The 16,111-nt window shown below is 61.6% G+C and carries 25 protein-coding genes and 1 other RNA gene; 21 read left to right on the top strand and 5 right to left on the bottom strand.

Features of this window, described 5'->3' with window-relative positions:
• Nucleotides 1-65: 65 nt before the first annotated feature.
• The 8 genes from AC4GYV_RS05195 to AC4GYV_RS05160 are packed head-to-tail and all read left to right on the top strand — an operon-like array spanning nucleotide 66 to nucleotide 7,240.
• Complete coding sequence (locus AC4GYV_RS05195; RefSeq protein ID WP_491099593.1) at nucleotides 66-1,007, top strand: ATP-grasp domain-containing protein; 942 nt, start codon at nucleotides 66-68, stop codon at nucleotides 1,005-1,007.
• The gene (locus AC4GYV_RS05190; RefSeq protein WP_491099592.1) at nucleotides 1,004-2,062 is read left to right on the top strand and encodes an LLM class flavin-dependent oxidoreductase; all 1,059 of its coding nucleotides are present in this window, start codon (nucleotides 1,004-1,006) and stop codon (nucleotides 2,060-2,062) included. Before AC4GYV_RS05195 ends, AC4GYV_RS05190 begins: the two co-directional genes overlap by 4 nt.
• Nucleotides 2,059-2,859 (top strand): diaminopimelate epimerase, encoded by an 801-nt coding sequence (gene dapF / locus AC4GYV_RS05185; protein WP_491099591.1) that lies wholly within the window; start codon nucleotides 2,059-2,061, stop codon nucleotides 2,857-2,859. The genes AC4GYV_RS05190 and dapF overlap by 4 nt, the downstream gene beginning before the upstream one ends.
• The gene (locus AC4GYV_RS05180) at nucleotides 2,856-4,022 is read left to right on the top strand and encodes a MiaB/RimO family radical SAM methylthiotransferase (protein WP_491099590.1); all 1,167 of its coding nucleotides are present in this window, start codon (nucleotides 2,856-2,858) and stop codon (nucleotides 4,020-4,022) included. Before dapF ends, AC4GYV_RS05180 begins: the two co-directional genes overlap by 4 nt.
• Nucleotides 4,019-4,936, top strand: coding sequence for a signal recognition particle-docking protein FtsY (gene ftsY / locus AC4GYV_RS05175; RefSeq protein ID WP_491099589.1), 918 nt, complete (start codon nucleotides 4,019-4,021; stop codon nucleotides 4,934-4,936). Before AC4GYV_RS05180 ends, ftsY begins: the two co-directional genes overlap by 4 nt.
• Nucleotides 4,933-5,547 (top strand): septation protein A, encoded by a 615-nt coding sequence (locus AC4GYV_RS05170; protein ID WP_491099588.1) that lies wholly within the window; start codon nucleotides 4,933-4,935, stop codon nucleotides 5,545-5,547. Before ftsY ends, AC4GYV_RS05170 begins: the two co-directional genes overlap by 4 nt.
• Nucleotides 5,544-6,482 (top strand): ABC transporter ATP-binding protein, encoded by a 939-nt coding sequence (locus tag AC4GYV_RS05165; protein WP_491099587.1) that lies wholly within the window; start codon nucleotides 5,544-5,546, stop codon nucleotides 6,480-6,482. The genes AC4GYV_RS05170 and AC4GYV_RS05165 overlap by 4 nt, the downstream gene beginning before the upstream one ends.
• Nucleotides 6,479-7,240: an ABC transporter permease gene (locus tag AC4GYV_RS05160; protein WP_491099586.1), complete on the top strand. Its 762-nt coding sequence runs from the start codon at nucleotides 6,479-6,481 to the stop codon at nucleotides 7,238-7,240. The genes AC4GYV_RS05165 and AC4GYV_RS05160 overlap by 4 nt, the downstream gene beginning before the upstream one ends.
• Here AC4GYV_RS05160 and AC4GYV_RS05155 read toward each other — a convergent pair.
• A complete protein-coding gene (locus AC4GYV_RS05155; protein WP_491099585.1) occupies nucleotides 7,230-7,889 on the bottom strand; it encodes a superoxide dismutase in 660 nt (219 codons plus the stop codon). The genes AC4GYV_RS05160 and AC4GYV_RS05155 overlap by 11 nt on opposite strands.
• A 160-nt stretch (nucleotides 7,890-8,049) precedes the next feature.
• On the opposite strand from AC4GYV_RS05155, the gene AC4GYV_RS05150 reads away from it, so the two are divergent.
• On the top strand, nucleotides 8,050-8,622 hold the full coding sequence (locus tag AC4GYV_RS05150; RefSeq protein WP_491099584.1) for a urate hydroxylase PuuD: 573 nt from the start codon (nucleotides 8,050-8,052) through the stop codon (nucleotides 8,620-8,622).
• 50 nt (nucleotides 8,623-8,672) lie between these two features.
• Here AC4GYV_RS05150 and AC4GYV_RS05145 read toward each other — a convergent pair whose 3' ends face one another.
• Both AC4GYV_RS05145 and pspF read right to left on the bottom strand, forming a co-directional pair.
• Nucleotides 8,673-9,227: a tetratricopeptide repeat protein gene (locus AC4GYV_RS05145; RefSeq protein ID WP_491099583.1), complete on the bottom strand. Its 555-nt coding sequence runs from the start codon at nucleotides 9,225-9,227 to the stop codon at nucleotides 8,673-8,675.
• A gap of 92 nt (nucleotides 9,228-9,319) precedes the next feature.
• Nucleotides 9,320-10,384: a phage shock protein operon transcriptional activator gene (gene pspF / locus AC4GYV_RS05140; RefSeq protein ID WP_491099582.1), complete on the bottom strand. Its 1,065-nt coding sequence runs from the start codon at nucleotides 10,382-10,384 to the stop codon at nucleotides 9,320-9,322.
• A gap of 189 nt (nucleotides 10,385-10,573) precedes the next feature.
• Between pspF and pspA the strand changes: the two genes are divergently transcribed.
• From pspA to AC4GYV_RS05080, 12 genes are all read left to right on the top strand, one after another.
• Entirely contained in the window at nucleotides 10,574-11,242 is a 669-nt protein-coding gene (gene pspA / locus AC4GYV_RS05135) for a phage shock protein PspA (protein WP_491099581.1), read from the top strand.
• A 1-nt stretch (nucleotide 11,243) separates the two neighbouring features.
• Nucleotides 11,244-11,519, top strand: a complete 276-nt coding sequence (pspB, locus tag AC4GYV_RS05130) for an envelope stress response membrane protein PspB (protein ID WP_491099580.1) — start codon at nucleotides 11,244-11,246, stop codon at nucleotides 11,517-11,519.
• Complete coding sequence (gene pspC, locus AC4GYV_RS05125) at nucleotides 11,516-11,962, top strand: envelope stress response membrane protein PspC (RefSeq protein WP_491099579.1); 447 nt, start codon at nucleotides 11,516-11,518, stop codon at nucleotides 11,960-11,962. The genes pspB and pspC overlap by 4 nt, the downstream gene beginning before the upstream one ends.
• A gap of 22 nt (nucleotides 11,963-11,984) precedes the next feature.
• Entirely contained in the window at nucleotides 11,985-12,329 is a 345-nt protein-coding gene (locus AC4GYV_RS05120) for a hypothetical protein (protein WP_491099578.1), read from the top strand.
• 28 nt (nucleotides 12,330-12,357) lie between these two features.
• On the top strand, nucleotides 12,358-12,705 hold the full coding sequence (locus AC4GYV_RS05115; protein WP_491099577.1) for a hypothetical protein: 348 nt from the start codon (nucleotides 12,358-12,360) through the stop codon (nucleotides 12,703-12,705).
• Nucleotides 12,705-13,001, top strand: coding sequence for a hypothetical protein (locus AC4GYV_RS05110; RefSeq protein ID WP_491099576.1), 297 nt, complete (start codon nucleotides 12,705-12,707; stop codon nucleotides 12,999-13,001). Before AC4GYV_RS05115 ends, AC4GYV_RS05110 begins: the two co-directional genes overlap by 1 nt.
• Nucleotides 12,998-13,300, top strand: a complete 303-nt coding sequence (locus tag AC4GYV_RS05105) for a hypothetical protein (RefSeq protein ID WP_491099575.1) — start codon at nucleotides 12,998-13,000, stop codon at nucleotides 13,298-13,300. The genes AC4GYV_RS05110 and AC4GYV_RS05105 overlap by 4 nt, the downstream gene beginning before the upstream one ends.
• 30 nt (nucleotides 13,301-13,330) lie before the next feature.
• Nucleotides 13,331-13,636 carry a hypothetical protein gene (locus AC4GYV_RS05100; protein ID WP_491099574.1) on the top strand — a complete coding sequence of 102 codons (306 nt, stop codon included), beginning with the start codon at nucleotides 13,331-13,333 and terminating at the stop codon, nucleotides 13,634-13,636.
• Between the two features lie 54 nt (nucleotides 13,637-13,690).
• Nucleotides 13,691-13,969, top strand: a complete 279-nt coding sequence (locus AC4GYV_RS05095; RefSeq protein ID WP_491099573.1) for a hypothetical protein — start codon at nucleotides 13,691-13,693, stop codon at nucleotides 13,967-13,969.
• Entirely contained in the window at nucleotides 13,966-14,208 is a 243-nt protein-coding gene (locus AC4GYV_RS05090) for a hypothetical protein (RefSeq protein ID WP_491099572.1), read from the top strand. Before AC4GYV_RS05095 ends, AC4GYV_RS05090 begins: the two co-directional genes overlap by 4 nt.
• Nucleotides 14,209-14,225: 17 nt before the next feature.
• Nucleotides 14,226-14,645 (top strand): SufE family protein, encoded by a 420-nt coding sequence (locus AC4GYV_RS05085; RefSeq protein ID WP_491099571.1) that lies wholly within the window; start codon nucleotides 14,226-14,228, stop codon nucleotides 14,643-14,645.
• A 63-nt stretch (nucleotides 14,646-14,708) separates the two neighbouring features.
• Nucleotides 14,709-15,128 (top strand): hypothetical protein, encoded by a 420-nt coding sequence (locus AC4GYV_RS05080; RefSeq protein ID WP_491099570.1) that lies wholly within the window; start codon nucleotides 14,709-14,711, stop codon nucleotides 15,126-15,128.
• Here the strand turns inward: AC4GYV_RS05080 and AC4GYV_RS05075 are convergent.
• Together AC4GYV_RS05075 and rnpB are read right to left on the bottom strand one after the other, a co-directional pair.
• On the bottom strand, nucleotides 15,125-15,664 hold the full coding sequence (locus AC4GYV_RS05075; protein WP_491099569.1) for a J domain-containing protein: 540 nt from the start codon (nucleotides 15,662-15,664) through the stop codon (nucleotides 15,125-15,127). The two genes, AC4GYV_RS05080 and AC4GYV_RS05075, sit on opposite strands and share 4 nt — an antisense overlap.
• A gap of 56 nt (nucleotides 15,665-15,720) precedes the next feature.
• Nucleotides 15,721-16,109: RNase P RNA component class A (gene rnpB, locus AC4GYV_RS05070), an RNA gene on the bottom strand.
• Nucleotides 16,110-16,111 lie beyond the last annotated feature (2 nt).

Raw genomic sequence — 16,111 nt, 5'->3', positions numbered from 1 at the left:
CGCCATTGATCTTTCACCCTCGCTTGTGGACTTGCGCCCGACCGCTCCTTAAGTCCCCGCGGCACATGAGCGTTTCAGGTCCCAGCGCGCAGCTTGCCGTCCTCTACGAGCACCCGCAGTGGTTTCAACCCCTGTTCGCGGCCCTTGAGCGGCGTGGCGTGGCCTACGAAGCCATCCAGCTCTCCGGACACAGCTTCGATCCCGAGGACCGCCAGCCCCCCGCACCGCTGATCCTGAGCCGCGTGGCCCAGTCCAGTTTCCTGCGCGAGCCCGAGCATGCAATCTTCTACGCAGCGGCCCTTCTGGACCACTGGAGCCGCAACGGTGCGCGTGTGCTCAACGGCGCTGAAGTTCTGGCGATCGATTCATCCAAAGCACGACAGCTCTCGCTGATCAATTCACTCGGTTATGCCGTTCCGAAGACCCGCGTGGTCCACCGTGTCCGTGACCTCGCGAAGGTAGCCGACGGATTCAGCTACCCGCTCATCGTGAAGGCGAACATCGGCGGGTCGGGAGCAGGCATCGTTCGCTATTCTTCGCGCGACGAGCTTCTCGCGTCCATCGAGCTAGGGACGGCGCCTCGGTCCATCGACGGCGTGCTGCTGATCCAGGACTATGTGCCCGCACGTGATGGGACGATCACGCGGATCGAGACGCTCGGTGGCCGCTTCCTCTACGCGATCGAAGTGGAAACCGGCGGCGACACATTCGACCTCTGCCCCGCCGACGCATGCGTCGCGCAACCAGGCCGCAACGCGGTGCAGATGACAGCGGTCACTCCGCCCGACGAAATCGTCCGTGCTGCAGAACGTATCGCTCAGGCGACCGGATTGGACGTCGGCGGAGTGGAGGTGCTCATCGACGACCGTGACGGCGTTCCGCGCTTCTATGACATCAATGCCATGTCCAATTTCGTGGCCGATCCCCTGAACGTACTCGGCTGGGATCCGCACGATCGGCTCGTCGACTTCCTTCAATCGGCAATGAAAGGCAGGATCGCGGCATGAGGTTCGGCTATTGGATGCCCGTCTTCGGGGGCTGGCTGCGCAACATTCCCAACGAGGGGATGGAAGCGAGCTGGGACTATGTTCGCCGCCTCACCCAGCGGAGCGAGGAAACAGGCTGGGACCTGACCCTCATCGCCGAGCTGAACCTCAACGATATCAAGGGTGTCGACCAGCCCGCTCTCGACGCGTGGTCGACCGCTGCGGCGCTCGCTGCGGTGGCGTCGAAGATCGAGCTGATGGTTGCCGTCCGGCCCAATTTCCACCAGCCCGCGCTGTTCGCGAAGGAAGCGGCGAACATCGACAATATCTCCGGCGGGCGGCTTGCGCTGAACGTCGTTTCTTCCTGGTGGGCAGACGAAGCCACGCAATACGGGCTTCAGTTCGACCAGCACGACGACCGCTATGCGCGTACGACCGAGTGGCTGCAGGTCGTCGACGGGCTATGGACTGAGGATCGCTTCAGCTTCGACGGCGAGCGTTACAAGCTGAGCAACGCCATCTGCGAACCCAAGCCGGTGCGCAAGCCGCGGCCCACGATCTACGCCGGCGGTGAGAGCGAGGCAGCCAAGAGCATGATCGCCACGCTGTGCGACGCTTATGTCATGCATGGCGATCCGGTCGACGCAATCCGCCCGAAGATCGATGACATGGAGGAGCGCCGCGCGCGCACCGGAAAGGCGCGGATGCAATATGGCATGGCCGCCTTTGCCATCGTTCGCGACAGCGAAGCCGAAGCAAAGCGCGAGCTGGAACGCATCACGCAGATGCCGCCCGCACCGCCCAAGGGCTTCGACAATTTCGACCAGTGGCTCTCCGGCACGCAGCTGGAACGTGAGCTCAAGCTTCAGGAATATTCTGTTTCTAACAGAGGCTTGAGGCCAAATCTTATCGGTACGCCTGAACAGCTGCAGGAGCGAATCGAGGAGTACGAAGCGGCTGGCCTGGACCTGCTGTTGCTTCAGATGAGCCCCCAGGCCGAGGAAATGGATCGTTTCGCTGCACAGGTGATCGCACCCATGCGGGCTGACGCGCCGGAGCTGGTTCCAGCCAAGTGAAGCGCCACTTCCACAAGATGCATGGCCTCGGGAACGACTTCGTCATCGTCGATGCCCGCACGGAACCGTTCGACGTCACGCCTGCGCTCGCCCGGGCCATCGCAGATCGTCGAACAGGCGTCGGCTGCGACCAGCTGATCGTGCTGGAGCCCAGCGATACGGCCGACCTCCGCATGCGCATCTGGAACAGCGACGGCGGCGAGGTCGAAAGCTGCGGCAACGCAACCCGCTGTGTCATCCAGCTCACGGGCGCCAAGAGCATCGATAGCGATGGCGGCCGACTGGAAGGCCAGGATTTCGGTGCAGAGGTCGAGGTCAGCTTGGGAGAGCCGCGGTTTGGCTGGGACCAGATCCCACTCGCCTATCCGATGGACACCGCAGCCTTACCGATGGCGTGGGACGGACTTGAACACCCGATGGCAGTGAACGTGGGTAACCCTCACGTGGTCTTTTTCGTGCCGGACGCGGGAGAAGTACGGCTTCAGGAGGTCGGCCCGCAGATCGAGAATGATCCTGCCTTCCCCGACCGGATCAACGTCAACGTCGCGACCTATGTCGACGGTCGTCTTAAGCTTCGAACGTTCGAACGGGGCGCCGGCGAGACCCTTGCCTGCGGAACTGGAGCTTGCGCCACCGCCGTCGCTGCGATCGCGTCCAGGCGGGCTCAGTCGCCAGTTACGGTGGACATGACGGGTGGTAGCCTGAGCATCAGCTGGGAGCCCGGGCAGCCCATCCGAATGCGTGGCGGCGCCACGCACGTGTTCGAAGGCGAGCTCGACCTCGAGGCGCTGCAATGAGCGTCAAGACGATCACGCTCGGCTGCCGTCTCAACTTCGCTGAGAGCGAGACGATTGCGCGTCTCGCGCCTGCGGATGAGGATTGGGTCGTCGTCAATAGCTGCGCGGTGACCAACGAAGCAGTGCGGCAAACCCGCCAGGCGATCCGCCGCGCACATCGCAAACAGCCGGGCGCCAAGATCCTCGTGACGGGGTGCGCTGCTGAACTCGAACCAACCACGTTTGAGGCGATGGAAGGCGTATCACGAGTCCTCGGAAACTCGCGCAAGCTCAGTGCCTTCGCAGCAAATGACGTCATGCCGCCAGTTCCCGCGGGATTGCTCGCCAAGGTCAAAAGCTTTGTCGCCGTTCAGACTGGCTGCGACCACCGCTGCACCTTCTGTTCGATCTGGCAGGCACGAGGCGAAAGCCGTTCGCTCCCATTCGAAGCCATTCGCGATGCCGTGGCCCGCGAGATTGACCGGGGCGCGAAAGAAATCATCCTCACCGGCGTCGACATCACCGACTATGAAGGCGGGCTCGGGTCCCTCTGCCAGCGCCTCCTGGCGGCCGAGCCGCGGCTGAAGCGCCTTCGACTGTCCTCGCTTGACAGCATCGAGATCGATGGCGCGCTGCACGAACTGATCGCCGGCGAGCCCCGATTGATGCCGCACTTCCATCTGTCGCTTCAGGCTGGGGACGACATGATCCTCAAGCGCATGAAGCGCCGCCACAGCCGGGCCGAGGCCGTGCGCACCGTGCAGCGCATCAAGACAGCTCGCCCCGATGCGACGATCGGCGCCGACATCATCGCCGGATTTCCTACCGAAACTGAAGACATGGCATTGAACACGTTGAAACTATTGGACGATTGCGACATCGTCACAGCCCACATTTTCCCCTTCTCACCACGGCCAAGCACACCGGCAGCCCGCATGCCCCAAGTCGAGCGTGAGCTCGTGAAGGCACGCGCCGCACGCCTGCGCGACGCTGCGGCAATACGTCGCGGCCACTGGCTCGACAGCTTCGTCGGCACTACTCAACCGGTGCTCGTTGAGGGTGAGAACCAAGGCCACACCGACAATTTCGCGCCAGTCGCCGTCCAGGGCGCCGACCGTGGGCAAACCGGCCCTGCGCGCATCACAGGCCGAACCTCGGATCAGCTGACGGCGGTCTGGGCATGAGTTGGCTCGATCGCCTGCGCGGCGGCTTCAGCAAGACCGCCGAACGGGTTGCAGACAATCTGACCGGCCTCACTAGCAAGGCGGCGCTCGATACCGCGACGCTCGACGACATCGAGGAAGCGCTGATCGCGTCCGACCTCGGTCCCGAAGCGTCGCGCCGCATCCGTGAAGCTATCGCCCGTCAGACGTTCGAAAGGCTGGACGAACGAGGCCTTCGCACAATCCTTGCCGAGGAGATCGAGAAGATCCTGGCGCCGGTCGCCAAGCCGCTGGAAATCTGGGGTTTCCCTCGCCCTCACGTGATCCTGGTGATCGGCGTGAACGGCTCGGGCAAGACCACGACCATCGGCAAGCTTGGTCAGTGGCTCAAGGAACAGGACTATGGCGTCCTGCTCGCCGCCGGCGACACGTTCCGTGCCGCTGCCATCGAGCAATTGAAGATTTGGGGCGACCGCATCGGCGCTCCCGTGATCTCGGGCAAGGAAGGCGGTGACGCGGCCGGCATCGTCTTCGACGGCGTTAAGCAGGCCACTGCGCAAGGAATCGACGTTCTGCTCGTCGACACCGCCGGCCGCCTCCAGAACAAGAGCCACCTGATGGAGGAGCTCTCCAAAATTCGCCGCGTCCTCGGCCGCCTCAATCCTGAAGCGCCTCAGGACGTCCTCCTCGTTCTGGATGCCACGACGGGGCAGAACGCCCTTGCGCAGGTCGAGGTGTTTCGCGAGAGCGCGGGTGTGACGGGGCTCATCATGACCAAGCTCGATGGGACGGCTCGTGGCGGCATCCTCGTCGCGGCGGCCGAGAAGTTCGGGCTCCCGATTCACGCGATCGGCGTAGGCGAAAAGGCCGACGACCTTCGCCCGTTCGATCCGCGTGCAGTCGCCCGGGCCATTGCGGGACTTCCGCCCGAATGACGGAGAAGTCAGAGCCGCAGGGCGGCGCCAAGCTGTTGATCGACCTCGGACCGTTGCTGGTCTTTTTCCTGGTCAACTTCTTCGGCCCCGGTTCTCCCTTGGTCCGCGCGCTTGAAGCGACCCTTGCATTCATGGTGGCGATGGTCGCGGCGATGCTCTTTTCTGCAATCCGTTACCGCAAGATCTCACCGCTACTTTGGTTTTCAGGCCTAATGGTCGTGATCCTTGGAGGCCTGACGCTCTATCTTCATGACCGCACGTTCATCCAGATGAAGCCCACCGTCTATTACGGTTTGGTCTCAGGCTTGCTGTTCTTTGGACTGCTCACCGATCGACCTCTTTTGCAGAGGGTCCTGGGATCTACCTATCCTGGACTGGATCAGTCCGGATGGAACAAGCTCACGCGCAACTGGGCATTCTTCTTCGCTTTCATGGCAATCCTCAACGAAGCCGTATGGCGCAACACGTCATGGGACTTCTGGATCGGCTTCAAGCTTTGGGGTGCCCTGCCCCTCACCTTCATCTTTGCTGCAGCCAACATCCCAATGCTGCTTAAGCATGGCCTGATGACGGAAGATGCGATGCCAGCTGAGCCGGGACCGATCGATTGAGCGACCCTGTCCTCTCCATTCGAGCACTGCGCAAGGAATATGGGACCGGCGTTCAGGCGTTGAAGTCCGTCGATCTCGACATCAATCGCGGCGAGATCTTCGCGCTGTTGGGTCCCAATGGTGCGGGCAAGACGACCCTCATCAACATCATCTGCGGCATCGTCACTCCAACGAGTGGCGAGGTTCTGGTCGACGGCAGGAATTGGCAGACGGATTTCCGTTATGCGCGCGAGCGGATCGGCTTGGTTCCTCAGGAACTGACCACCGAAGCCTTCGAGCCTGTGCAGCGAACGGTGACCTTCTCACGAGGCCTGTTCGGCAAGCCCCGCAACGACGCCAAGATCGAGGATCTGCTCAAGCGCCTCTCCCTATGGGACAAGCGCAAGACCATCATGATGCAGCTCTCAGGCGGCATGAAGCGACGGGTGATGATCGCCAAGGCGCTCAGCCACGAGCCCGCGATCCTGTTCCTCGACGAGCCGACGGCGGGCGTCGACGTCGAGCTACGCCGCGACATGTGGGACCTGGTCCGCAAGCTTCGCGACGACGGCACCACGATTATCCTCACAACGCACTACATCGAAGAAGCCGAGGAAATGGCCGACCGGGTCGGCGTGATCAGCCACGGCGAGCTGATCGCGGTGGACGAGAAGCGCTCGCTCATGACGCAGCTCGGCAAGAAAACGCTCGACATAATGCTGGCCGACCCGCTGACGGCCGTTCCAGCAGAGCTGTCAGAATGGGATCTTCGCCTTGAAAACGAAGGTCACGTCCTTTGCTACGAGTTCGACAGCAATGCCGAGCGCACCGGGATCGCATCGCTGATGCGGCGGCTCGGGGAGCTCGGGATTGCCTACAAGGACCTGTCCACCCACCAATCGAGCCTCGAGGACATCTTCGTCGAGCTTGTCCACAGACCAAGAGCCCCGGAATGAACTGGCACGGGATCGCGGCAATCTACCGCTTTGAAATGGCTCGTTGGGGCCGGACGCTCTGGCAAAGCCTGATCACGCCGGTGATCACGACGGCGCTCTATTTCGTCGTATTCGGCGCCGCGATCGGCAGCCGAATGACCGACATGGACGGGGTAAGCTTCGGAAGCTTCATCGTGCCGGGCCTGACGCTCCTGTCCGTATTCATGCAGTCGATATTCAACGCCAGCTTCGGCATTTATTTTCCGAAGTTTACCGGGACCATTTACGAACTTCTCTCAGCTCCAATCTCCAGTTTCGAAGCGGTTCTCGCTTATGTCGGCGCGGCAACGACCAAGTCGGTCATCCTCGCGCTTGTAACCATTGCAACCGCGGTCCTGTTCGTCCCGCTTCGCATTGACCATCCCATCGCCATGGTCTTGTTCCTGCTAGGGATCTCAGCCGGCTTTTGCCTGTTCGGCTTTGCCATCGGTGTCTGGGCGAAAAACTTCGAGCAGCTTCAAATCATTCCGATGCTCATCATCACGCCACTCACCTTCCTGGGCGGGGCGTTTTACTCGGTCAAGGCGCTGGCAGAGCCATGGCGAACCATCACGACGTTCAATCCTGTCGTGCACCTGATCAGCGGCTTCCGGTGGAGCTTCTACTCAGTCGCGGACGTGCCGGTGTGGTCGAGTGTTGCCGTTACCCTGGCGATCATCGCCATTTGCATGGCGGTGATCGCGTGGATGTTCCGGACGGGTTACCGGCTCAAGCAGTAAGCTCAGGAGATTTCGCGTCTGAGCCCTGCTGGTTGGCGCGCTCGAAGCCCTGCCCGTCGAGGTTCTGGGCAACGAAGTCCCAGTTGACGATGTTCGAGAGCACGCTGCTCGCGAAGCGCGGCCGCTCGTTGCGATAGTCGATGTAATAGGCATGTTCCCACACATCGAGCGTGAAGAGCGGGACCATCCCGTCGTGAACGATCGGCGTGTCTGCATCGTGAAGCGAGGTGATCTTGAGCTGGTCGCGATCGAGGACAAGCCACGCCCAGCCGTTGGAGAAGTGATTGACCGCTTCCTCCTGCAGCTTTTGCAGAAGCGCCTCTTCGCTGCCGAACCCATCCTGGATCAGCTGCGCAAGGCGCCCGTCGGGCTTCTGCCCGTTCGACGGTGCGAGGCATTGCCAGAAAAAGCTGTGGTTCCACAGCTGCGCGGAGTTGTTGAAGAGCTTGTTGTTCCCGGATGACTTGGCGTCGCGCACAACGTCGAGGAGTGAGGCGCCGCTGAGCTGCTGCTGATCGGCGATCAGCTCGTTGGTCTTGTTGACGTAAGCGCGATGGTGCTTGCCCCAATGATATTCGAGGGTCTCCGCCGACATGACCGGTGCAAGGGCATCTTTGGCGAACGGAAGTTCGGGAAGCTGGAAGGGCATTTTCAGGGCAACTCCTTGAAGTGCCGGGGAAACGCCGCACACACGACGAGTCTCCGTTTGTGGCCCCCGCCCCAATGCCGCCTCACATGCTTGCGGATGGCGGAAAATCAACCCTAGAAACGACTGCGCAACGATCGTTTGCGACGAAGGGGGAGTTTAAATGGGGAAGTTCTTCGAGAACCTCGGGTTGGTGTTGATCGCCGGCATCGCATTGGCGGTGCTGATCGCGGTCTTTCCGGATTCAGGTTATCGCGCGCCGACCGGCGATTTGCTGAACGGCCTACTGCAGTGGCTGCACGTCTTCTTCGGCATCACCTGGATCGGCCTGCTCTATTATTTCAATTTCGTGCAGATCCCGACCATGCCGAAGGTGCCTGCAGAGCTGAAGCCTGGCGTCTCGAAATACATCGCGCCGAGCGCGCTTTTCTATTTCCGCTGGGGCGCCGCGTTCACGGTGCTGAGCGGGCTCCTGCTGGCTTGGTCCTATGGTGAGCTGGTCGAAGCCCTAACGCTGCAGCCCTCGGCACGGCTGATCGGCATCGGCATGTGGCTGGCGCTGATCATGGCCTTCAATGTCTGGGCGATCATTTGGCCGAACCAGAAGAAGGCACTCGGAATCGTTCAGGCCGACGACGTATCCAAAGCCAAGGCAGCCCGGACCGCTATGATCTTCTCAAGGACCAACACCTTGCTGTCGATCCCGATGCTGTTGGCAATGACCAACGCACACTAGTCGCAGGCGGCCGTAGGGCCGCCTACACTAGTTTGACGCAGTCCAGGTCGTTAGCGGCTAACGACCTTGTAGCGCGCCAGCTCGTTGGCCGGATCGGCCCAGCCTGGCTCCAGGCGCTGTGCTGCCTGAAGGTCCTGATAGGCGGCGCGAAGCTGACCCTGCTGCTCGTTGGCGAGGCCACGGACCAGATAAGCCACTGCCGGACGCTTGGGGCCATATTGCAACGACTGGCTGGCCAGATTTGCGGCCTCCGCACCATGACCGGCCTTCCATTGCTGGATTGCCTTGCCGAGGAGCGCTTCCGGCTGATGGGGATTGAGCGACAGGGCCTCGTCGAAGTCACGGCCTGCTTCCGGTGCTCGATCGGCCAGCAGAAGAAGGATTCCGCGATTGACCAGGTTCGCTGCCCGCTCATCGCCGCCCGTGGTGGTCTCGGACGCGATTGCGGTGTTGCAGGTCATAAGCCCGCTTGGAGACCGCTGGAGCGAAGCCGCGTCAAAGCAGGCGTTCGTAAACGGCCGGTTGTAGTTGATAGAAGTAGCTGAAGCGGGTGCCGTGCCCAGAAGACCCAACGACAAACCCGTAAGGACGATCATCGTCTTCATCACATCTCTCCCAGACCTTAGTTGGCGAGATGCTTGTCCTTTTATCACGATGCCAAGTGGCAGACACGGGTTTTCGGCAAACCGACAGACGGTCAGCCAGCCGCCTCCGCGTCGAGCAATTTGTGGCGTTTCAAGGCATGCCGAAGCTGGTCGTAGCTAAGGCTGAGCGCAGTCGCTGTGGCCCGCTGATTGAAGCGATTGCGGCGCAGCGCGTCTTCCAGGAGCTGGCGCTCATAGGCGGAGACTGACGCACGGAAGTCGTTGGTGGTGGGCGAGAACTCACCCGATGCCGCAGGCACTGGCGCGGCAGCAGGCATATCCTCCTGCACCGCAAGCTCCGTGAGATCAGGCGGGATCTGCCCCATGGCAGCAGCCCCGGGGGCCCAGGGCGAGCTGAACGGGTCAAAGACGATTTCGTCGACGGGGCGCTCAGGATCTTCGTGTCGGTAGACCGCTCTCTCGACCACATTGCGAAGTTCGCGCACATTCCCGGGCCACGGATAGACTTCGAGTTGAGCAACCGCCCGGGGGCTAAAGCCAGGCCAATTCGGCCAATCCAGTTCGACGGCCATGCGCCGGCCGAAATGCTCGGCGAGCAAGGGTATGTCTCCCTGCCGGGCGCGGAGGGGCGGAAGGGTAAGCACCTCGAAGGAGAGGCGATCGAGCAAATCCGCTCTAAACTTCCCGTTCTCGACCTGACGCGGAAGATGCTCGTTGGTGGCCGCCACGATGCGGACGTCCACGGAGATCGGCTTCGACGCGCCGATGCGGGTTATTTCGCCATATTCGACGGCGCGCAGCAGGCGATCCTGCGCCGGCATCGACAGCGTACCAAGCTCGTCCAGGAATAGCGTCCCACCGTCCGCCTCTTCGAAGCGACCGTGGCGCGTCTTCGCGGCACCGGTGAAGCTTCCCGCCTCATGTCCGAACAGCTCGGCTTCGATGAGATTTTCGGGAAGCGCCGCGCAGTTCATGATAATGAGCGGCCCAGCCCAACGCGACGACAAGTGGTGGAGACGTTCGGCGATCAGCTCCTTGCCCGTTCCGCGCTCGCCGATGACGAGCACGGGCCGGTTGAGCGGCGCGGCGCGGCTGGCGCGCTCAACCGCGTCGAGGAAGGCCAAACTCTGGCCAATGAATTGGTCAGCCCGCTCCATACTCTTTTCGCTACAAAATCTGCCCGACTATTGGTGGCAAATCCCACCATTTGGCAAGGAATTTCACTGCAAAATCGGGCGAAAAATCGGCGAATTGCTGGAATTTTGGGTATTCTATGATTTTGGCACACCCCCTGCATAGTTGTTGGCAGGTTTAGGGCCCTAATGTTTGAATTTCGGAGTGACTGAATGAGCATCTTTTCCCGAACACGGGACATCTTTGCTGCGAACATCACTGAGATGCTCGACCGGTCGGAAGACCCGGCGAAGATGATCCGCATGGTCATCCTCGAAATGGAGGAGACCTTGGTCGAGGTTCGTGCCTCGGCCGCCCGTTGCATCGCTGACGGCAAGGAAATGCGCCGTGCCCTATCGCGGCTCGACGAACTTCAGACGAGCTGGACCGAGAAGGCCGAGCTCGCGCTCAGCAAGGATCGCGAGGATCTCGCGAAGGCTGCGTTGATCGAGCGCCAGAAGGCAGCCGACATGGCTGAAGGCCTGCGCGGCGAGATCGGAACGATCGACGGAACGCTGAAGGGTTATGAAGCGGATATCGCCAAGCTGCAGGGCAAGCTGCGCGAGGCGCGCGCCCGCCAGAACGCCATTGCGACGCGCTTCGAGAGTGCGGTCACGCGCGCCCGCGCTCGCGAGTTGCTCAACGGCAACCGCACCGAGGACGCTTTCTCGAAGTTCGAACTTCTGGAGCGCCGCGCCGACTTCGCTGAAGGCCGAGCGGACGCCCTTGGAATGACTGGGCCGAAGAGCCTGGAAGAAGAGATTGCAGAACTGAAGGCCGCGGAGTCGGTCGACAAGGAGCTGGAGGCGATGAAGGCCGCGCTCCGGGCAAAGGGGAAGTAAGTTGGACTTAACTGCTGTTGTCATCGTCCCGATCCTGTTCATCGGGCTCCCGTGGCTGATCTTCCACTACATCACGAAGTGGAAAACCGCTGCCACGCTCACCTCGGGTGATGAAAAGCTTCTCGATGAGCTTCATGACGCGGCCCGCCGCCTCGACGACCGGCTGTGCACGATTGAGCGGATCATGACCGCCGAGAACCCGAATTGGCGGCAGCAGTGCCTGCCTGGCCGCGACCGCGACGACCAACGTCTTCTGGCTGATGGTGAAATCAAATGAGTGACGACCGCTATCCAGTACCCGAGCAGCGCTACGACAGCGGACGGGACTATGTCTCGACCCAGCCCGCAAGCCGCACGCGCTTTTACCGCGACAAGGAAAACGGAAAGATGTTCGGCATTTGCGCCGGCATCGCCGACTACACCGGGTTCGACGTCAATCTGGTCCGGGTTTGCTTCCTCGCAGCCGTTTTCATGAGCGGCGGTGGCGTTCTACCCTTCTACTTCATCGCGGCCATGGTAACGCCGACCAAGCCTCGCTCCTTCGCGATGGAAACCCGCGAGGAGAACAAGTTCTGGCAGGGCGTCCGGGCCTCGCCGACCCGTGCGGCCCGCGACATCAGCTCCCGCTTCAAGGATATGGACCGCCGCCTGGCGGACATCGAAAGCTACGTAACGACTGAAAACCGTTCGCTCGCCCGCGAGATCGAACAACTGCGCTGATCCCAACAAATGGGGGTTTGAGATGGTGCAACAGGATATTGCCGAGCAGGTCATCATTCCGAACCTGCCGTGGATGATCGGAGGAGGCCTGTTACTCGGCCTCGTGGCAATCCTAGGTTGGGTGTTCACGACCTGGCTCCGGGTCCGCCACGGCTACCCGCTCGAGAACTCCTGGGGCAAGACCGTGGAGCCGGTCATTGCCAAGGAATCCACCGAGCGGATCAAGCTGCTCACCAGCGAAAATGCGCAGCTCCGCGCTGAGCTTGGCTCCGTGAAGGATCGGCTCGACACGCTCGAGCGGATCGCGACCGACAAGCCGTCGAAGCTCGTCAAGGAAATCGATGCGCTGATGGATCGGCCGGCCTGAGCACTAAGCCAAAAAGGGAACTTCGCTCATGGATACGAATGCAGTCACCGATATCGTGAAGGTGCTGACCTTGGTTCTACCACTCGTAGCCGTCGTGGTTGCCGTCGCAATGGCCGGCGTCCTCCTCAACAACTGGCTGCGGATTAAGCATGGGTATCCGCTGGATGGCGCGTGGGGCCAGGCCATCTATCCCAAGAAGGATCAGGAAACGGGGGAGCGCATCAAGCTGCTCACCACCGAAAATGCGCAGCTTCGCGCTGAGCTCGGCTCGATCAAGGACCGCCTCGAAACACTCGAAAGAATTGCAACCGATCGTCCGTCGAAGCTCGCCAAAGAGATCGACGCGCTCACGATCGACAAGGGAGGGAATGCGTAATGGGTCCCGCTGAAGTCTTCATCGCGCTGATCATCGTCGGCCTACCCGTCATCCTGCTCATGATTATCGCCAATCGCTACTTCCGCTTGCGCGAGAAGAAGCTTGAGGTTGAAGCATCGCTCGCTGCAGAGAAGGCCGCGCAATACGCCTCGCGAACCCACGAGCTCGAAGATCGCGTGCGCGTCCTTGAGCAGATCGTCACCGACAACGGAGCGCAGACGGCGGCCCAGATCGAGGCATTGCGCGCTCCCCGCCGGGTGCCGGCGTCCATCGAGAAGAAAGAACAGGCTCAATGAATTCAGGCGACATCTTCGGCGTTGTAGTGACCGCGATCATCGCCGTCTCAACGCTCCTCCTCCTGATGGGCAGGCGCTACTTCGCCTTCAAGGAGAAGAAGCTCGAAGCTGAAACCGCGCTCGCCGCAGAAAAAGCCGCGCAATATGCGGTTGCCAATACTGAACTGGAGGCGCGCGTCCGGGTACTTGAGCAGATCGTCACCGATCACGGAGCGCAGACGGCAGCGCAGATCGAAGCGCTGCGCATCCCGCGCCTCCCAAAGAAATCCCGCCAAGTCCAGCAAGAGCCGCTCGCCTAAGCCCACGGCCAGCGACGCAAGGAGACCGACATGGACACCTCACTGCTGATTTTCTTCGCGATCGTGGTCGGCATCCCTTGCGCGGGTGGCATTGCCATGGCGGCATTCTCTCGCTGGCTGCAGCACAAGGAGAAGATGGGTCAGCTGATCGCCGAGCAGACAGCTGAGAAGGCGGCTCAATATGCGACCCACGTCGATCGGCTGGAGTCGCGACTGCGGGTGGTTGAGCAAATCGTGACCGACAGCGGTACGGAGACTGCTGCCCAAATCGAAGCGCTTCGCGAAAAGGGGCGGATCACCCGCGCCACTCCTCACCAGGACGGCATGGCTGGTTGAATCGCAAACTGCCGAAACGATATATCTGAGCGCTAAAGAAGGGGTCTGCTGGAAATGGACAATGTCGCAAGCTGGATCTGGGTGCTGATCCCGCTAGCCGCAATCGGCATCGCGCCGTTCAAGATGTGGCTGAAGATCAAGGAAAAGCAGATCGAGGCGCAGTCGACGCTGGCTGCGGAGAAGAGCGCTCAATACGCCCAGCACATGGAGCGGGTCGAAGCCAGGCTTCGCGTCCTGGAGCAGATTGCGACCGATAGCGGCGTTCAAACGGCGGCTCAGATCGAGGCGCTCCGCGACCGCGAACGCATTCCTTCGGGAGAAAAGACCCAATGAACGGCGGCGAGATGATGGTCGTTTTGATCGTGGTGGTCGTGATGATCGCCTCGATCGTTAAATCGAGGGCCAAGTTCCAACATCATGGTGAGAGTGACGACGGGCCCTCCCGCGTCGAGAACCAGCGTCTCCGCGATGAGGTCCTGGAACTCAAGGAGCGCATCAAGGTTCTCGAGCGGATCACCGTCGAGAAAGAGAATAGCCTAGCGAAGGAAATCGAGTCGCTCCGCGACCGATAGAGGTCTAGTGGGCGCGCATGGCCGGGCTCCCTCCCCTCAGCGACGTTCTCGAAGAATATCAGCTGGTCGATGCTGAAGATCGTTATCGCCTTTTGATCGACCTCGGGCGGCAGCTTGAGCCGATGCCTGACGCTCTCAAGACTGATGCTACTAAGGTCCGTGGCTGCTCGGCGTCAGTGTGGGTCTATCCGACGTTCGATAGCGGCCGGCTTCATTTCCTTGCAGACAGCAATGCAGCGATCACCAAGGGTATCGTCGCACTGATCCTGTCGGCGGTTCAGGACAAGCCTGCTGCCGAGGTCGCCAAGATGGACATCCCCAAGGCGCTCGATCCCTTCGAGCTCAGGAAGCACCTCAGCGCCAACCGCACGCAAGGCGTCCCCAACATGATCGCGCTCGTCCAGAGCACCGCAAATCGCTACGCTGCAACGGCCTGATTAGAATGTGGAAAGCTGATGCAGGTTATGCGAGCATCCACGAACTAATGGCCGGGAACAACGATGGAAAATGATTCGATACGATCGAGCGGGACCAACACGCTCGTCGACATCTGGATCGAAGGGAAAATGCGCGGGATTTGCGTCTCCCACGCAGCCATAGGCGCCTATGTGGGATTCGACCGTGCCAGCGGAATGAATGACGATGACCGGCGGGAATTCGTTAGAACCCATCTACCGCTCGTCCTTGCCGCAGCCAAGGAGCGGCTCCGTGAGAACGATCCGGGTGCGAACGTCGTCATTATCGACACGGGCCACCTGGAGCGGGCGGACGGAGCCTCCACCGACCGCCGAAAATCCGATCGGCGCAAGGTCGACCGGCGGAAGGTCAAAGTGCCGCGGGGAAATCAGCCCGAGCGCCGCCGTGGAGACCGCCGTCAGGGTGAGCGGCGCACGAAGCCGCCAAGCCCCGAAAGCCTCTAAGCAGCTTTTCCGTTCTTCCGGTCTTCGGCTTTTTTCAACACGTCGTAAGCGGCCTGCACCTGCTTGAAGCGCTTCGCTGCTTCCTCGTCGCCCGGATTGGCATCAGGGTGGGTTTCTTTGACCAGTCGGCGATGCGCAGCCTTGACCGCCGTGAAGTCCGCGTCGCCGTCGAGCTCGAGCGCATCGAGAGCGCGCATCTCATCGCGACTGCGAGTGCCGTCTCCCGGCCCGCCCCAGGTCCAATGCGCCGATTTGCGGAAGGCCGACGCCCCGCTCTCCTCGTCCGCTGCCCGCCGCGCCGCTTCTTCAGCGCTGAGGCCCGCAAAGTAATTCCAATTCTTGTTGTACTCGGCCGCGTGGGTTTCGCAGAAGTACCAGCGCTCCGGGCTATTCGGCGACTTCGGAGCTGGCCGGTCGCCGATCTCGCTGCATCCCTCGCGGTCGCACAGCCTTATCTTGGCCGCATGACGACCCTTGTCGCCGTAGGACCGCCAGCGCGGGAACCCCCAATCGTCCGATCTCTTCTGCCGAGCCATAACTTCCTGCAGTTTAGGGGGTGCCCGCCAGCTTGGCGAGCCGCCGAATCAATGATTTCGCCAGAGGGCCTGTAAGCCGGGTTCTGTCCGTCGCGCCTTGCGGCGTGACTGTGCGGCCATTCCTCTAGGAGACGGGTTGCCCCGCCTCTCAAGCAACCAACCCGGGCACCGAGCCGGAACCAGGCTCATGTGGCGCCCCTATTCGGTCTTGCACCCGGTGGGGTTTACCGTGCCGGCCCTGTTGCCAGGACCGCGGTGCGCTCTTGCCGCACCCTTTCGACCTTGCCTGGCCGAAGCCAAGCGGTGTCCTTTCTGTGGCACTATCCCTAGGCCGCCCTTGCCGAAGCTAACGACGACCCGCCGGGCGTTACCCGGCACCGTGGTTCCATGGAGCCCGGACTTTCCTCGCCTTGCTTGCGCAAGCCGCGGCCGCCCGACCCTCTGGCA

It is taken from the genome of Sphingomonas sp. SP4 (genome assembly GCF_058313375.1).
The sequence above is the reverse complement of the archived record's forward strand: the minus strand, read 5'-3'. Positions and strand labels throughout refer to the sequence as shown.

Bases quoted from the DNA above. Each gene is read 5' to 3' on its own strand.
- AC4GYV_RS05195 (WP_491099593.1), top strand. From the start codon at position 66: ATGAGCGTTTCAGGTCCCAGCGCGCAGCTTGCCGTCCTCTACGAGCAC.
- AC4GYV_RS05190 (WP_491099592.1), top strand. From the start codon at position 1,004: ATGAGGTTCGGCTATTGGATGCCCGTCTTCGGGGGCTGGCTGCGCAAC.
- AC4GYV_RS05180 (WP_491099590.1), top strand. From the start codon at position 2,856: ATGAGCGTCAAGACGATCACGCTCGGCTGCCGTCTCAACTTCGCTGAG.
- ftsY (WP_491099589.1), top strand. From the start codon at position 4,019: ATGAGTTGGCTCGATCGCCTGCGCGGCGGCTTCAGCAAGACCGCCGAA.
- AC4GYV_RS05170 (WP_491099588.1), top strand. From the start codon at position 4,933: ATGACGGAGAAGTCAGAGCCGCAGGGCGGCGCCAAGCTGTTGATCGAC.
- AC4GYV_RS05160 (WP_491099586.1), top strand. From the start codon at position 6,479: ATGAACTGGCACGGGATCGCGGCAATCTACCGCTTTGAAATGGCTCGT.
- AC4GYV_RS05155 (WP_491099585.1), bottom strand. From the start codon at position 7,889: ATGCCCTTCCAGCTTCCCGAACTTCCGTTCGCCAAAGATGCCCTTGCA.
- AC4GYV_RS05150 (WP_491099584.1), top strand. From the start codon at position 8,050: ATGGGGAAGTTCTTCGAGAACCTCGGGTTGGTGTTGATCGCCGGCATC.
- AC4GYV_RS05145 (WP_491099583.1), bottom strand. From the start codon at position 9,227: ATGAAGACGATGATCGTCCTTACGGGTTTGTCGTTGGGTCTTCTGGGC.
- pspF (WP_491099582.1), bottom strand. From the start codon at position 10,384: ATGGAGCGGGCTGACCAATTCATTGGCCAGAGTTTGGCCTTCCTCGAC.
- pspA (WP_491099581.1), top strand. From the start codon at position 10,574: ATGAGCATCTTTTCCCGAACACGGGACATCTTTGCTGCGAACATCACT.
- pspC (WP_491099579.1), top strand. From the start codon at position 11,516: ATGAGTGACGACCGCTATCCAGTACCCGAGCAGCGCTACGACAGCGGA.
- AC4GYV_RS05120 (WP_491099578.1), top strand. From the start codon at position 11,985: ATGGTGCAACAGGATATTGCCGAGCAGGTCATCATTCCGAACCTGCCG.
- AC4GYV_RS05115 (WP_491099577.1), top strand. From the start codon at position 12,358: ATGGATACGAATGCAGTCACCGATATCGTGAAGGTGCTGACCTTGGTT.
- AC4GYV_RS05110 (WP_491099576.1), top strand. From the start codon at position 12,705: ATGGGTCCCGCTGAAGTCTTCATCGCGCTGATCATCGTCGGCCTACCC.
- AC4GYV_RS05105 (WP_491099575.1), top strand. From the start codon at position 12,998: ATGAATTCAGGCGACATCTTCGGCGTTGTAGTGACCGCGATCATCGCC.
- AC4GYV_RS05100 (WP_491099574.1), top strand. From the start codon at position 13,331: ATGGACACCTCACTGCTGATTTTCTTCGCGATCGTGGTCGGCATCCCT.
- AC4GYV_RS05095 (WP_491099573.1), top strand. From the start codon at position 13,691: ATGGACAATGTCGCAAGCTGGATCTGGGTGCTGATCCCGCTAGCCGCA.
- AC4GYV_RS05090 (WP_491099572.1), top strand. From the start codon at position 13,966: ATGAACGGCGGCGAGATGATGGTCGTTTTGATCGTGGTGGTCGTGATG.
- AC4GYV_RS05085 (WP_491099571.1), top strand. From the start codon at position 14,226: ATGGCCGGGCTCCCTCCCCTCAGCGACGTTCTCGAAGAATATCAGCTG.
- AC4GYV_RS05080 (WP_491099570.1), top strand. From the start codon at position 14,709: ATGGAAAATGATTCGATACGATCGAGCGGGACCAACACGCTCGTCGAC.
- AC4GYV_RS05075 (WP_491099569.1), bottom strand. From the start codon at position 15,664: ATGGCTCGGCAGAAGAGATCGGACGATTGGGGGTTCCCGCGCTGGCGG.